The following is a 13701-nucleotide window of genomic DNA, read 5'->3' on the forward strand; positions in this document are numbered from 1 at the left end:
TGGGCTCGGTGTCGGGAGAGCGACCGTCGACACGGTCCGCGGGCACCGTCCGGCCACGGGTGCCGGGCCACGACCCGGCGGCGGGATAGAGTCGCTGATTGACCAATCGCGGCCGAGGGCGGCCGCGGCGCCACGGCTTGGGGGTACGGGTGAGCGAGGCGCGCACAACCGGTGACCGGATCGACGGCCCGGATGCCAATGACGAGCAGCTGGCGGCCGAGTCGGAGACCACCCTCGTGGTGGTCACCGGCCTGTCCGGGGGTGGCCGGAGCACTGTCGCCCGGGCGTTGGAAAACGTCGGCTACTACGTCGTGGACAACCTGCCACAGGCCCTGATGCTGGACATGGCCGAGTTGGCGTTCAAGGCGGGCGGCGCAGCCCGGCGTACCGCGATGGTGCTGGACGTGCGGTCGCGGGCCTTCTCGACGGACCTGGTCGGGGCGATCCGGGAGCTCAAGGAACGCGGGTTCTCGCCCCGGGTGGTCTTCGTCGACGCCGACGACGAGGTGCTGATCCGGCGGTTCGAGAGCGTTCGGCGTTCGCACCCGTTGCAGGGTGACGGGCGGCTGGCCGACGGCATCGCCGTGGAGCGTGGTCTGCTGGAGGAGGCGCGCGACCAGGCCGACGTGATCATCGACACCAGCCACCTGAACGTCAACCAGCTTCGGCGGCGCATCGAGGAGCTGTTCGGCGGCGAGGACGCCCGCCGGCTGCGGGTCACCGTGCTGTCGTTCGGCTTCAAGTACGGCCTGCCGCCGGACGCCGATTTCGTGTTGGACGCCCGCTTCCTTCCCAATCCGTACTGGGTGCCGGAGTTGCGGGAGCACACCGGGCGGGAGGAGGCGGTCAGCGCGTACGTGTTGGGCCAGGAGGGTGCGGACGCCTTCGTCGCCTCGTACGCCGACCTGGTCAACGCCACCACGACCGGCTTCGAGCGGGAGGGCAAGCGGTACCTCACGGTCGCCGTGGGCTGCACCGGCGGCAAGCACCGCAGCGTGGCCATCGCCGAGGAGTTGGCCAGCCGACTGCGTCACTCCGGGCTGGCGGCGAACGCCCAGCACCGCGACCTGGGGCGGGAATGACGGCCCGGCGGGTGGTGGCGTTCGGCGGCGGGCACGGGCTGTCCGCCTCGTTGCGGGCGCTGCGCCACTGCGCTCCCGAACTCGACCTCGACATCACAGCGGTGGTGACTGTGGGTGACGACGGCGGCTCCAGTGGTCGGCTGCGGGCCGAGCGGGGTGGCCTGCCGCCGGGAGATCTGCGCCAGGCGCTTGTGGCGTTGGCCGGGGATCACCCGGCCACCCGGCGCAGCGCCGGGCTGTTCCAGCACCGCTTCGCCGCCGTACCGGTGGGCGTACCCCGATCGGGGGCGACCGACAGGAGCCCGGCGGCGGGCGACGACCCGGACCGGGACGGCGCGGCCCCGCGCGGCACCGACGGGGCGTCGGCCGGCACCGACGGTCTGACCGGGCACGCGGTGGGCAACCTGGTGCTCTGCGGCCTCATGGAGCTGCTCGGCGACCCGGTGGCCGCGCTGGAGCACGCCGGCGCGATGCTCGGCGCCGTCGGCCGGGTGTTGCCGATGTCCCGCCAACCGGTCGGCATCGAGGCTCGGGTACGCGGCGTCGACCCGGCCGCCCCCGACGAGGTGCGTACGGTGAGTGGCCAGCACCAGGTGGCCGTCACGACCGGGCGGGTCGAGTCGCTGCGGCTCACCCCGAGCGCCCCACCGGCCTGTGCCGAGGCCATCGAGGCGATCCGGGCAGCCGATTGGTTGATCTTCGGGCCGGGCAGCTGGTACACGAGTGTGCTTCCGCACCTGCTGGTGCCGCAGTTGGCCGACGCGATCGTGTCCACCTCGGCGCGGCGGTTGGTCACGCTGAACCTCGCCGCGGAGAAGGAAACCCTCGGGCTTTCGGTCGCCGACCATCTCGCGGCCCTGCACTGGTACCTGCCCGAGCTCAAGGTGGATCTTGTGCTCGCCGATGCCAAGGCGGTGGGTGACCCCGAACCGGTCGAACGTGCGGCAGAATCGCTGGGTGCCCGCCTGGTCCTCGCCCCCGTCGCCGTTGTCGACGGGACTCCCCGCCATGATCCGGCTGCCCTGGGCGCCGCGCTGGTGCCTGTACTGGGTGCCGATCGTTAGACACGTACGTAATCTCCGGCGACACGCCGGAACAGGTCCGTGAGGGGACGCACAATGGCGATGACGGCCGCGGTCAAGGACGAGCTGAGTCGGGTCGACGTGCCCAAGCCCTGCTGCCGACGGGCGGAGATGGCCGCTTTGCTGCGCTTCGCCGGCGGGCTGCACATCGTCTCCGGCCGGGTGGTGGTGGAGGCTGAACTGGACACCGGGGCGGTGGCCCGGCGGCTGCGCCGAGAGATCGCCGAGGTCTACGGCTACCCCAGCGAGATCCACGTGCTGGCCTCCGGAGGGCTGCGCAAGGGCAGCCATTTCATCGTGCGGGTGGTCAAGGACGGCGAGGCCCTCGCGCGGCAGACCGGCCTGCTCGACGTGCGGGGTCGCCCGGTGCGAGGGCTGCCCCCGCACGTGGTGGCGGCGAACGTCTGCTGCGCGGTCTCCGCGTGGCGGGGCGCGTTCATGGCCCACGGCTCGCTCACCGAGCCCGGCCGCTCCAGCGCGCTGGAGATCACCTGCCCGGGGCCGGAGTCGGCGTTGGCGCTGGTCGGCGCGGCCCGCCGCATCGGCATCACCGCGAAGAACCGCGAGGTACGCGGGGTGGACCGGGTGGTCGTCAAGGACGGTGACGCGATCGCCGCGCTGCTCACCCGGATCGGCGCGCACTCGAGCGTGCTGGCCTGGGAGGAGCGTCGGGTACGCCGCGAGGTGCGGGCCACCGCCAACCGGCTCGCCAACTTCGACGACGCCAACCTGCGCCGTTCGGCGCGGGCGGCGGTCGCCGCCGCCGCCCGGGTCACCCGCGCGCTGGAGATCCTCGCCGACGAGGCGCCCAACCACCTGACCGACGCCGGGCGGCTGCGCCTGGAGCACCGGCAGGCGTCGCTGGAGGAGTTGGGGGCCCTGGCCGACCCCCCGCTGACCAAGGACGCCATCGCGGGGCGGATCCGCCGGCTCCTGGCGCTGGCCGACAAGCGGGCCCGCGACCTCGGCATCCCGGATACGGAAGCAGCCGTCACGCCCGACATGCTCGTGGTCTGATAGGACGGTGGGGCCGCACGGTGCGCCCGGGAGCACGACCCGGCGCAGCGTGGTCTCGCACGCTCGGATAGGGTCGCTGAGTACGGCAAGGGGGCCGACACCGGCACTTCTCGTCGTGCCCACCGCCTCGGGGCGGTCAGGTCCTCAGACCGCGCGGCGGGGTGGCCGAGTTGAACCGTCGACGGCCGGCTCCAACGGTCGGCGCACACCATTCCCGCCGGCCCGTTGTCTGAAGCCGGCGGACCAGAACGCGAGGAGATGGGACCTGTGACCACCCGGGTTGGCATCAACGGCTTTGGCCGAATCGGCCGTAACTTCTTCCGGGCAGTGCTGGCGTCTGACGCCGACATCGAGATCGTGGCGGTGAACGACCTGACCGACAACGCCACGCTCGCCCACCTGCTCAAGTACGACAGCATCCTCGGTCGCCTGCCCTACGAGGTCAAGGCCACCGCCGACGAGATCACCGTCGGTGGCAAGACCATGAAGGCGTACGCCGAGAAGGACCCGTCGAAGCTGCCGTGGGGCGAGCTCGGCGCCGACGTCGTCATCGAGTCGACCGGCTTCTTCACCGACGCCACCAAGGCCAAGGCGCACGTCGACGGCGGGGCCAAGAAGGTCATCATCTCCGCCCCGGCGAAGAACGAGGACGTCACCGTCGTCATGGGTGTCAACCACGACACCTACGACCCGGCGAAGCACACCATCATCTCCAACGCCTCGTGCACCACCAACTGCCTCGCCCCGATGGCGAAGGTCCTGCACGACACGTTCGGCATCCAGCACGGTCTGATGACGACGATCCACGCGTACACCCAGGACCAGAACCTTCAGGACGCGCCGCACTCGGATCTGCGTCGGGCCCGGGCCGCCGCGCTGAACATCGTGCCGACCTCGACCGGCGCCGCCAAGGCGATCGGCCTGGTCCTGCCGGACCTCAAGGGCAAGCTCGACGGGTACGCCCTGCGGGTGCCGATCCCGACCGGCTCGGTCACCGACCTCACCGTCAACGTGGGTCGTGAGACCACCGTGGACGAGGTAAACGCCGCGCTGAAGGCCGCCGCGGACGGCCCGCTCAAGGGCATCCTGGTCTACAACGAGGACCCGATCGTCTCCACCGACATCGTGACCGACCCGGCGTCGTGCATCTTCGACGCGCCGCTGACCAAGGTCGTCGGCAACCAGGTCAAGGTCGTCGGCTGGTACGACAACGAGTGGGGCTACTCCAACCGGCTGGTCGACCTGGTCAAGTTGGTCGGTTCGTCGCTGTGAGCGCGAGGAGTGAGCTTGCGAGCCCCGCAGTCGCGAACGGAAGGCTAGCTCTGTGAGTGCCCTCCGGACCCTCGACGACCTGCTCGCCGAGGGGGTGTCGGGTCGGCGCGTGCTGGTGCGCGCCGACCTGAACGTCCCACTCGACAAGCAGACCGGTGCCATCACTGATGACGGCCGGATCCGCGCGGTGCTGCCGACCCTCGGCGCGCTGGTCGAGGCCGGCGCGAAGGTGGTCGTCTGCTCGCACCTGGGCCGCCCGAAGGGCGCTCCGGACCCGCAGTTCAGCCTGGGCCCGGTCGCCGGGCGGCTCGGTGAGCTGCTCGGCGCGCCTGTGCACTTCGCCACCGACACCGTTGGTGATTCCGCCCGCTCCACCGTGGCCGGCCTGGCCGACGGCCAGGTCGCCCTCCTGGAGAACCTGCGCTTCAACGCCGGTGAGACCAGCAAGGACGAGGCCGAGCGCGGTGCCTTCGCCGACCAGCTCGCCGCGTTCGGCGACGCGTACGTGGACGACGCGTTCGGTGCCGTGCACCGCAAGCACGCCAGCGTCTTCGACGTGCCGGCCCGGTTGCCGCACGTCGCGGGCCGGCTGGTGCTGCGTGAGGTCGAGGTCCTCTCCAAGCTCACCGCTGACCCGGCGCGCCCGTACGTGGTGGTGCTCGGTGGGTCGAAGGTGTCCGACAAGCTCGCCGTGATCGAGGCTCTGCTGCCCACTGTCGACCGGCTGCTCATCGGTGGCGGGATGTGCTTCACCTTCCTCAAGGCCCAGGGCCTGGAGGTGGGCACCTCGCTGCTGGAGAAGGACATGGTCGAGACCTGCCGTAACCTGCTGGAGCGGTCCGGCGGCAAGATCATGCTCCCGGTCGACGTGGTGGTCGCGGACGCGTTCGCTCCGGACGCGGCGCACGACACGGTCCGGGTCGACGGCATCCCGAGCCACCGGCTCGGCCTGGATGTCGGTCCGGACACGGTGGCCGGCTTCAGCGCCGCGCTGTCCCAGGCGAAGACGATCTTCTGGAACGGCCCGATGGGCGTGTTCGAGATGCCGGCGTTCGCGGCGGGCACCCGGGGGATCGCCGAGGCGATCACCAAGGCCGACGCGTTCAGCGTCGTCGGCGGCGGCGACAGTGCGGCGGCCGTCCGTGCCCTGGGTCTGGACGAATCGTCCTTCGGGCACATCTCCACCGGTGGTGGCGCCTCCCTGGAATACCTTGAGGGCAAGACCCTCCCCGGCATCGCGGCCCTGGAGAACTGAATGTCGAGCACGACCCGCCGGCCGTTGATGGCCGGCAACTGGAAGATGAACCTCAACCACCTCGAGGCCAACCTGCTGGTGCAGAAGCTGGCGGCGAGCCTCACCGAGAAGCAGCTCACCGCCGTCGAGACTGTCGTGTTGCCGCCCTTCACCGACCTGCGGACCGTGCAGACCGCGGTGGACGGCGACAAGCTGCTCATCGGCTACGGCGCGCAGGACCTCTCCCCGCACGCGTCCGGCGCGTACACCGGGGACATCTCCGGGCCGATGCTGGCGAAGCTCGGCTGCACGTACGTGGTGGTCGGGCACTCCGAGCGGCGGGCCTACCACAACGAGGACGACGCGCTGGTCAACGCCAAGGTCAAGGCGGCGCTGACGCACGGCCTGACGCCGATCCTCTGCGTGGGGGAGGGGCTGGACATCCGCGAGCAGGGCACCCATGTGGCGCACTGCTCCGACCAGCTCGACGGGGGCCTCGCCGGGCTCACCGCCGAGCAGGTGCGGCAGGTCGTGATCGCGTACGAGCCGGTCTGGGCGATCGGCACGGGCAAGACCGCGACCCCGGACGACGCCCAGGAGGTCTGTGGGGCGGTGCGTCAGCGGCTGGCGGAACGCTTCGACCAGGAGACCGCCGACCAGGTTCGGGTCCTCTACGGCGGCTCGGTCAAGGCGTCCAACATCGCCTCGATCATGGGCCAGGCGGACGTGGACGGGGGCCTGGTGGGGGGCGCCAGCCTGGACGCGGAGGAATTCGCTCAGATCTGCCGGTTCCCGGAGCACCTCGCCCGCTGATCGCTCGGTATCCTTGACACCGCCCGTCCGCCGGTCGGTGCCGCCGTGCCCGATCAGACCGGGCGAGGATCGCTACGAGAGGAACTGACCCCAGCCATGCCGATCTGGTTCGCATACACGTTGATCGTGTTGCTGGTCATCACGAGCATTCTGCTCACCATGCTGATCTTGCTGCACCGCGGCAAGGGCGGCGGTCTGTCGAGCATGTTCGGCGGTGGCGTCAGCTCCAGCCTCGCCGGCTCCTCGGTCGCGGAGAAAAACCTGGACCGTTACACCGTTCTGGTGAGCGTCGTCTGGTTCGCCGCGATCGTCGGGCTCGGGCTCTGGCTGCGCCTCCAAATGAACAGCGGCGCCTGAGCAGGCTCAGTAAGTCGTACAATCTGCGCGCGGTTCGTCACTCGACGGGCCGCGCGCAGGCTTTTCTCCGCTGCACCGCGTCGCCCGCCGCTCCACCCCCGAAGACGGCGGGTCCCCTCCGACGACAGGAGCGAGCAGCCGTGCCGAGTGGCAACGTTATCCGGGGAGCCCGGGTCGGGTCCGCACCCATGCGCCCGGACGAGCGGCACCAACCCGCCCCCCGACAGGACGTCACCTACTGGTGCCGTAACGACCACCGGGTCGACATCCGGATCGCCGCGGACGTCGAGCCGCCACCCCTGTGGGACTGCCCCCGCTGCGGCCTGCCCGCCGGCCGGGACGCCGAGAACCCGCCGGGCCGGGTCCGCGCCGAACCGTACAAGAGCCACCTGGCGTACGTGAAGGAGCGGCGCACCGCCGAGGAGGGGGAGGCTCTGCTCGCCGAGGCGCTCGCCGCACTACGCCGTCGACGCGGCGAGTAGCGGGCTGCTCCTCGCGCTCAGCGCAGGCTGCGCAGTCGGGCGGGTACGTCGGCTGCCGCCGTCCGGTCCAACAGCCAGCGGGTGCGGCCCACGCCGCGCACACCGGCGGCCGGCAACTGCACCGGCCCGGCGCCGGCCAACGCCATACCCACCGCGCGAGCCTTGTCGGCGCCGGCGGCCACCAGCCAGACCTCCTCGGCGGTGTTGATCGCCGGCAGGGTGAGGGTGGTCCGCGTCGGCGGCGGCTTGGGGCTGCCCCGCACCGCGCTGACCGGCCTGGTCTCGTAGCCGACCGGGTGCTCGGGGAAGACCGACGCCACGTGGCCGTCCTCGCCGACGCCCAGCATCAGCACGTCGAAGTGCGGCAGTGTGGCGTGCCCGGGCCGGGCGGCGCGTGCCAACTCGTCCGCGTACGCGGCGGCCGCCGCCTCGGGGTCGTTGCCGGCCGGGCCGTCCGAGGCTGGCATCGCGTGCACCCGGGCCGGGTCCAGCGGCACCGCGTCCAGGAGGGCGGCGCGGGCCTGGGTCTCGTTGCGGTCCGGATCCCCGGCGGGCAGGAACCGTTCGTCGCCCCACCACACGTCGACCCGGGACCAGTCCACCGCGTCGCGGGCCGGCAGCGTCGCCACCGCCCGGTACACGGCCGCGGCGACCCGCCCTCCGGTGAGCACCACCGAGGCTTCGCCCCGATCGGCCTGGGCGTCGAGCAGCTTCACCAGCAACCGGGCTGCCACGGCCTGCGCCAACAGGTCGGCGTCGGCGTGGACGGCGACACTCGCCTCACTCATGGTTGCGCCTTCGTTTCCCGACCGCGAGGCGGTCGCTGTCGTGCCCGGGGCGGTGTGCCCGAGGTGGTTGGGGCGGAAACCCCGGAGATTGCGGGGCAGGGCCGGTGCGTACCGGCCCTGCCCGACGTCCTGCCCCGGCTGGGCTCAGCCCTCGCCGCTCGTGCCAGTGTGCGCGGTGACCCCGGCCTCGGCGCGCTGCGCGGTGGCCGGATCCTTCCAGACGTGGACTCGCTGCGGAGGGCGCTGGTCCAGCCCTCGCAGCCCCGCCGTCGCACCCAACGCCTCCGCGTACACCTGGTCGGCGTCCAGACGCCGTAGCTCCTCGGCCAGCTCGTCGCCGAGCGGGCGACGGACCAGCGGCAGGGCCCGGTCGTCCTGGCCGGTCCGCCGGAACACGGCCATGCTGTCCTCGCGGGTCAGCGTCAGCTGGTCGCCGTTGGCGCAGCTGAGCTGCACCTCCCGCATCCGAGGGAACTCGTTGCTGTCCACCCGGCGTGGGGTGATGCCGAGCCGGCTGGACAGCCAACCCGCCATCAGCGCCGCCGTCGGGTCGGTCGGCGGCGCGACGATTGTCGCCTCGGTGACCCGGTCGCTCGTGGTGTCGAACGCCCCGGCGACCAGGGTGCGCCACGGGGTGATCCGGGTCCACGCCAGGTCGGTGTCGCCAGGGGCGTAGTCCCGGGCACGCTGCCGCAGCGCCTCCACCGGGTCGGCGGCCTGCGCGGAGTCGGTGATCCTCCGGTCGGCCACCACCCCGAGGAAGTCGGTGGCGATCTCCGCCGGCGGCTCGCCGTGCCACCAGGTGACCACCGGCACGTCGGGAACGAGCAGCGGCATCACCACCGACTCGGCGTGCAGGGACAGCCGGCCGTACATCCGGGTGACCACCGCCTCGCACGGGCCGAGCCGCCCACCGACGACGATCTCCGCGTCCAGGCGGTTGCGGTCCCGTTCGATCTCCGAGCGCACCACCACCACGAGCCGGCACGGGTGGGCGGCCGCGGCGATCGTCGCCGCCGCCTCCGCCTCCCGGACCCGCTTCTCGTCCACGACCACGATGAGGGTGAGCGCCATGCCGCTGGCGACCCCACCGGCGCTGCGCCGCTCGGCGGCGAGCGCCTTGACCACCTCGTTGCCGGTGGTGTCCCACAGCCCGATCATGCTCTTCTCCAGGCGCGGCCCTCGCGGGCCAGCATCTCGTCGGAGGCCCGTGGGCCCCACTCCCCGGCCCGGTACGGCTCCGGGGTGGTGCCCTCCCAGGCGTGCTCCAGCGGATCGATCACCTGCCAGCTCTGCTCGACCTCGGCCGCGTCCGGGAACAGGGTGCGATCGCCGATCAGCACGTCCAGGACCAGACGTTCGTACGCCTCGGGGCTGGACTCGGTGAACGCCTCGCCGTACTGGAAGTCCATCGCGATGTCGCGGACCTCCATGGTCGTGCCCGGCACCTTCGAGCCGAACTTGAGCACCACACCCTCGTCCGGCTGCACCCGGATGACCAGCTGGTTGTTGCCCAGCGACTCCATGTCGGCGTCGTTGAACGGCAGGTGCGGCGCCTTCTTGAACATGATGGCGACCTCGGTGACCCGCCGGGGCAGCCGCTTGCCGGCCCGGATGTAGAACGGCACCTCCGCCCAGCGGCGGTTCTGGATGCCCAGCCGCACCGCCACGTACGTCTCCGTGGTGGAGTCGGTGGGGACGTCCCGTTCATCCAGGTAACCGACAGCGCGTTCGCCGCCGACCCAACCGGGCAGGTACTGGCCGCGGACAGTGTCCCGGGTGACGTCCTTGGGCAGGGTGATGGCCTTGAGCACCTTCAGCTTCTCGGTCCGGATCTCGTCGGCGTCGAAGCTGGTCGGCTCCTCCATCGCCACCAGGGCGAGAAGTTGCAGGAGGTGGTTCTGCAACACGTCGCGGGCGGTGCCGACGGTGTCGTAGAAGCCGGCGCGGGTGCCGATGCCGACGTCCTCCGCCATGGTGATCTGCACCGAGTCGACGTACTTGGAGTTCCACAGCGGCTCGAACAGGTTGTTGGCGAACCGCAGGGCGAGGATGTTCTGAACCGTCTCCTTGCCCAGGTAGTGGTCGATCCGGAAGACGTCCTGCCGGGTGAACACGTCGTCGACGAGGTCGTTGAGCGCCTTCGCCGACGGCAGGTCGTTGCCGAACGGCTTCTCCACCACGACCCGGCGCCAACCGCCGGACTTGTCGTTGTCGGCCATTCCGGTGCGGGCCAACTGCTTGAGCACGACCGGGAACGCCGCCGGCGGGATGGAGAAGTAGAACGCCGCGTTGCCGGTGATGCCGTGGGTCTGGCGCAGATCGTCAAGCGTCGAGGCGAGCTGGTCGAAGGCGGCGTCGTCGTCGAACGACCCACCGACGAACTTGATGTTGCCGGCCAGCCGCGCCCACACCTCGTCCCGCCACGGGGTGCGGGCGTGCTTGCGAGCAGCCTCGCAGGCCAACGTCTCGAAGTCGCCGTCGCCCCAGTCGCGGCGCGCGAAGCCGAGCACCACGAAGCCCGGCGGCAGCAGCCCCCGGTTGGCCAGGTCGTAGACCGCGGGGAGCAGCTTCTTGCGGGCCAGGTCCCCGGTCACCCCGAAGATCACCAGAGCGCAGGGCTCGGGGATCCGGGGCAACCGGCGGTCCTGCGGGTCGCGCAGCGGGTTCACCGAGCCACCACCTCCTCGATCCGCTTCACTCACGTCGTCCATCCTCACGCCCGCAGATCACCTGCCGCGTCCAGTAGTTGGGCGACACCGGCGGCCCGGTCGGTCAGGTGCAAGCGCAGCAGCGGCCGCTCCCGACCGGCGAGGGCCTGCCGGTCCCCGGCGGCCTGCGCCGCCTGCAGCTCACCGAAGGTGTACGGCTTGCCCGGCACCGCCAGGTCCTCGGCGACCGCGCCGGTCACCTGGAGGTAGCTGCCCACCTGCGGACCGCCCTTGTGGTACTGGCCGGTCGAGTGCAGGAACCGCGGACCCCAGCCGAAGGTGACCGGCCGCCCGCCCGCCTGGGCCAGCAGCGGCCGCAGTCGGGCCGCGTCGGCGTCGGCGAACCGATCGAGGTACGCCATCACCGCGAGGTAACCGTCGTCGCCCAGCCCGTCGAGCAGCCAGCGCAGCACGCCGGCGAGGTCCCCGGGGGCGCCCTGCGGGGCGTACACCTCGATCGCGCCCTCGGTGAACGACGGCGTCTCCGCCGGCAGGCCCGAGGCCAGGATCTTGTTGGTGTTCTCCTTGGACTCGGTGACGTTCGGCTGGTTGAACGGGTCGATGCCGAGCACCACGCCGGCCACAGCGGTGGCGTACTCCCAGGCCAGGAAGTGCGCGCCCAGCGGGCCGTTGACGGCCACGTCCGGGGCGGCGCCGCCGCCCGGCACGTCACCCGGGGCCAGCGCGCCGCCGTAGCTGACGGTCAGCACGTCCGCGCCGGTGGCGCCGGGGCTCTGCGGAGACTCCACGACCACCGGGAGGATGCCCACCCCGGCCTTGCCTGTCGACTCGGCGATCAGCTGCTCGGCCCAGTCGCCGAGTCCGTCGATGCCGGTGCCGTCGGAGACCAGGGCGACCTTGTCCCGGGCCAGCGTGGCCGCGGCGCCCAGGGCGGCACCCAACGCCAGCGCCGGGTTGTTCTGGTCCGCGCCGAGCGACGTGGCGAGCGCGTCCGCCTGGTCGAGCAGCTCCGCGACCTCGACCCCGGCCAGCGCCGACGGCACCAGACCGAAGGCGGTCAGCGCCGAGTACCGGCCGCCGACGTTCGGGTCGGCCAGCACGGTGAACGCGCCCATCTCGGCCGCGGTGGTCTCCAGCGGCGAACCCGGGTCGGTGACGATGACGAAGTGCCGGCCGGCCTCCGCCTCGGTCATCCCGGCGTCCAGGAACGCCTGCCAGTAGGCGCGCCGGTGGCTGTCGGTCTCCACCGTCGAGCCGGACTTGCTGGCCACCACCACGACGGTGCGCTCCAGCCGGTCAGCGAGCGCCGCCCGGACCTGGCCCGGGTCGGTGGTGTCCAGCACGGTCAGCGGGCGACCCAACGTCTGGGTGATCACCTCGGGCGCGAGCGACGAGCCGCCCATGCCGGCGAGCACCACATGATCCAGGTCGGCCAGCTCCGCGGTCAGCTCGGCCAACTGCACGAGCAGCTCGCGGCTGCGCCGGTGGGTGTCCACCCAGCCCAGCCGGATCTTCGCCTCGGCCTCGGCGTCCGGACCCCACAGGCTCGCGTCCTTGCCCGCCAGCTTGCCCGGGACGCCGGCCTTCACCAGCGCGTCCCGGGTCGAGGCGGGCGCGGCCTTGTCGACCGCGTCCGCGCCGTACACCGCGAGCCCGGCCGCTGCCTCCACCGGCCCTGCAAGAAGGTCGCTCATGCCGTCACTCCGCTTCGCTCGCTCATGCGCCACCGGTCTTCTCGGCGGCCTTGGCGTTGCCCTTGGCCGCCTTGTTCGGAGCGCCCTTGCCCTTCGCCGCCGCCTCCAACGACTTGCGGACCCCGTCGAGCAGCTCCTGCCAGCTGGCCTCGAACTTTTCCACACCCTCGCGCTCCAGGGTGTCGATCACGTCGTCCATGTCCACCCCGACCGACTTCAGGTCGGCGAAGACCTTCCGGGCCGCGTCGTAGGCGCCGGTGATGGTGTCGCCGCGGGTCTCGCCATGATCGGCGTACGCGTGGATGACCGACTCCGGCATCGTGTTGACCGTGCCGGGGGCAATCAGCTCCTCGACGTAGATGACGTCCCGGTAATCCGGGTTCTTCGTCGAGGTGGACGCCCAGAGCGGCCGCTGCGGGTGCGCGCCGGCGCCGGCGAGCGCCTTCCAACGGTCGGAGGAGAACACCTCGGAGTAGCGCTCGTACGCCAGCTGCGCGTTGGCGATGGCGGCCTTGCCCTTCAGCGCCTTCGCCTGGTCGGAACCGACCTTCTCGAGCCTTTTGTCGACCTCGGAGTCGACGCGGGAGACGAAGAACGACGCCACCGAGCCGATCTTCGACAGGTCGTGGCCGTTCGCCTTGGCCTGCTCTAGGCCGGCGAGGAACGCCTCCATGACCGCCGAGTAGCGGTCCAGACCGAAGATCAGCGTGACGTTGACGCTGATCCCCTCGGCCAGGGTGGCGGTGATCGCCGGCAGGCCGGCCTCGGTGGCCGGGATCTTGATGTAGAGGTTGGGGCGGTCCACCAGCCACCACAGCGCCTTGGCCTCGGCCACGGTCTTGTCGCTGTCGTGCGCCAGCCGGGGGTCCACCTCGATGGAGACCCGACCGTCCACGCCGTCGCTGCCGTCGTACGACGGGCGCATCACATCGCAGGCCCACCGCACGTCGTACGTGGTGAGCATGCGCACCGACTCCTCGACCTCGACGCCACGGGTGGCGAGGTCGTGCAGCTGCCAGTTGTACTCGTCGGCGTCGCTCAGCGCCTTGGCGAAGATCGTCGGGTTGGTGGTGACACCGGCCACGTGCTTCTCGCGGCGCAGCTGGTCCAGCCCGCCGGAGCTCAAACGTACCCGGGAAAGATCATCGAGCCAGACCGCCACGCCCGCGGCGGTGAGCTCATTCAGCTTGTCCGTCATGCCGTCCACG

The 13701-nt window shown here is 71.5% G+C and carries 13 protein-coding genes; 8 read left to right on the forward strand and 5 right to left on the reverse strand.

From position 1 onward, the window contains the following. The first annotated feature begins 179 nt into the window (after nt 1–179). The 8 genes from rapZ to IW248_RS02620 all read left to right on the forward strand — a co-directional run bounded on the left by rapZ (nt 180) and on the right by IW248_RS02620 (nt 7339). Entirely contained in the window at nt 180–1082 is a 903-nt protein-coding gene (gene rapZ, locus IW248_RS02585; protein ID WP_196930007.1) for an RNase adapter RapZ, read from the forward strand. Further along, complete coding sequence (locus IW248_RS02590) at nt 1079–2146, forward strand: gluconeogenesis factor YvcK family protein (protein WP_196925488.1); 1068 nt, start codon at nt 1079–1081, stop codon at nt 2144–2146. Before rapZ ends, IW248_RS02590 begins: the two co-directional genes overlap by 4 nt. Nucleotides 2147–2200: 54 nt before the next feature. Continuing rightward, a complete protein-coding gene (gene whiA / locus IW248_RS02595; protein WP_030337350.1) occupies nt 2201–3181 on the forward strand; it encodes a DNA-binding protein WhiA in 981 nt (326 codons plus the stop codon). Nucleotides 3182–3448: 267 nt separating this feature from the next. After that, nucleotides 3449–4453, forward strand: coding sequence for a type I glyceraldehyde-3-phosphate dehydrogenase (gene gap / locus IW248_RS02600; RefSeq protein ID WP_196925489.1), 1005 nt, complete (start codon nt 3449–3451; stop codon nt 4451–4453). A gap of 52 nt (nt 4454–4505) precedes the next feature. Continuing rightward, nucleotides 4506–5708 (forward strand): phosphoglycerate kinase, encoded by a 1203-nt coding sequence (locus IW248_RS02605; protein ID WP_196925490.1) that lies wholly within the window; start codon nt 4506–4508, stop codon nt 5706–5708. Continuing rightward, nucleotides 5709–6500: a triose-phosphate isomerase gene (gene tpiA, locus IW248_RS02610; RefSeq protein ID WP_196925491.1), complete on the forward strand. Its 792-nt coding sequence runs from the start codon at nt 5709–5711 to the stop codon at nt 6498–6500. Between the two features lie 96 nt (nt 6501–6596). After that, on the forward strand, nt 6597–6857 hold the full coding sequence (secG, locus tag IW248_RS02615) for a preprotein translocase subunit SecG (protein ID WP_124816438.1): 261 nt from the start codon (nt 6597–6599) through the stop codon (nt 6855–6857). A 140-nt stretch (nt 6858–6997) separates the two neighbouring features. Then, nucleotides 6998–7339 (forward strand): RNA polymerase-binding protein RbpA, encoded by a 342-nt coding sequence (locus tag IW248_RS02620; protein WP_124816419.1) that lies wholly within the window; start codon nt 6998–7000, stop codon nt 7337–7339. Between the two features lie 17 nt (nt 7340–7356). Here the strand turns inward: IW248_RS02620 and pgl are convergent, their stop codons facing one another. From pgl to tal, 5 genes are all read right to left on the reverse strand, one after another. Then, nucleotides 7357–8127 (reverse strand): 6-phosphogluconolactonase, encoded by a 771-nt coding sequence (gene pgl, locus IW248_RS02625; protein WP_196925492.1) that lies wholly within the window; start codon nt 8125–8127, stop codon nt 7357–7359. Between the two features lie 144 nt (nt 8128–8271). Next, nucleotides 8272–9288, reverse strand: coding sequence for a glucose-6-phosphate dehydrogenase assembly protein OpcA (locus IW248_RS02630; RefSeq protein ID WP_196925493.1), 1017 nt, complete (start codon nt 9286–9288; stop codon nt 8272–8274). Further along, a complete protein-coding gene (gene zwf, locus IW248_RS02635; protein WP_196925494.1) occupies nt 9285–10841 on the reverse strand; it encodes a glucose-6-phosphate dehydrogenase in 1557 nt (518 codons plus the stop codon). Before zwf ends, IW248_RS02630 begins: the two co-directional genes overlap by 4 nt. A 2-nt stretch (nt 10842–10843) precedes the next feature. Then, nucleotides 10844–12493, reverse strand: coding sequence for a phosphoglucose isomerase-related protein (locus IW248_RS02640; RefSeq protein ID WP_196925495.1), 1650 nt, complete (start codon nt 12491–12493; stop codon nt 10844–10846). Nucleotides 12494–12515: 22 nt separating this feature from the next. Further along, entirely contained in the window at nt 12516–13691 is a 1176-nt protein-coding gene (gene tal / locus IW248_RS02645; protein ID WP_196925496.1) for a transaldolase, read from the reverse strand. Nucleotides 13692–13701: the final 10 nt, after the last annotated feature.

This window comes from Micromonospora ureilytica (genome assembly GCF_015751765.1).
GTDB lineage: Bacteria > Actinomycetota > Actinomycetes > Mycobacteriales > Micromonosporaceae > Micromonospora > Micromonospora ureilytica.

What these genes read in the sequence shown, in the direction of transcription:
- IW248_RS02590 (WP_196925488.1), top strand. Translation starts at nt 1,079, where the DNA reads ATGACGGCCCGGCGGGTGGTGGCGTTCGGCGGCGGGCACGGGCTGTCC.
- whiA (WP_030337350.1), top strand. Translation starts at nt 2,201, where the DNA reads ATGGCGATGACGGCCGCGGTCAAGGACGAGCTGAGTCGGGTCGACGTG.
- tpiA (WP_196925491.1), top strand. Translation starts at nt 5,709, where the DNA reads ATGTCGAGCACGACCCGCCGGCCGTTGATGGCCGGCAACTGGAAGATG.
- secG (WP_124816438.1), top strand. Translation starts at nt 6,597, where the DNA reads ATGCCGATCTGGTTCGCATACACGTTGATCGTGTTGCTGGTCATCACG.
- pgl (WP_196925492.1), bottom strand. Translation starts at nt 8,127, where the DNA reads ATGAGTGAGGCGAGTGTCGCCGTCCACGCCGACGCCGACCTGTTGGCG.
- IW248_RS02630 (WP_196925493.1), bottom strand. Translation starts at nt 9,288, where the DNA reads ATGATCGGGCTGTGGGACACCACCGGCAACGAGGTGGTCAAGGCGCTC.
- zwf (WP_196925494.1), bottom strand. Translation starts at nt 10,841, where the DNA reads ATGGACGACGTGAGTGAAGCGGATCGAGGAGGTGGTGGCTCGGTGAAC.
- IW248_RS02640 (WP_196925495.1), bottom strand. Translation starts at nt 12,493, where the DNA reads ATGAGCGACCTTCTTGCAGGGCCGGTGGAGGCAGCGGCCGGGCTCGCG.
- tal (WP_196925496.1), bottom strand. Translation starts at nt 13,691, where the DNA reads ATGACGGACAAGCTGAATGAGCTCACCGCCGCGGGCGTGGCGGTCTGG.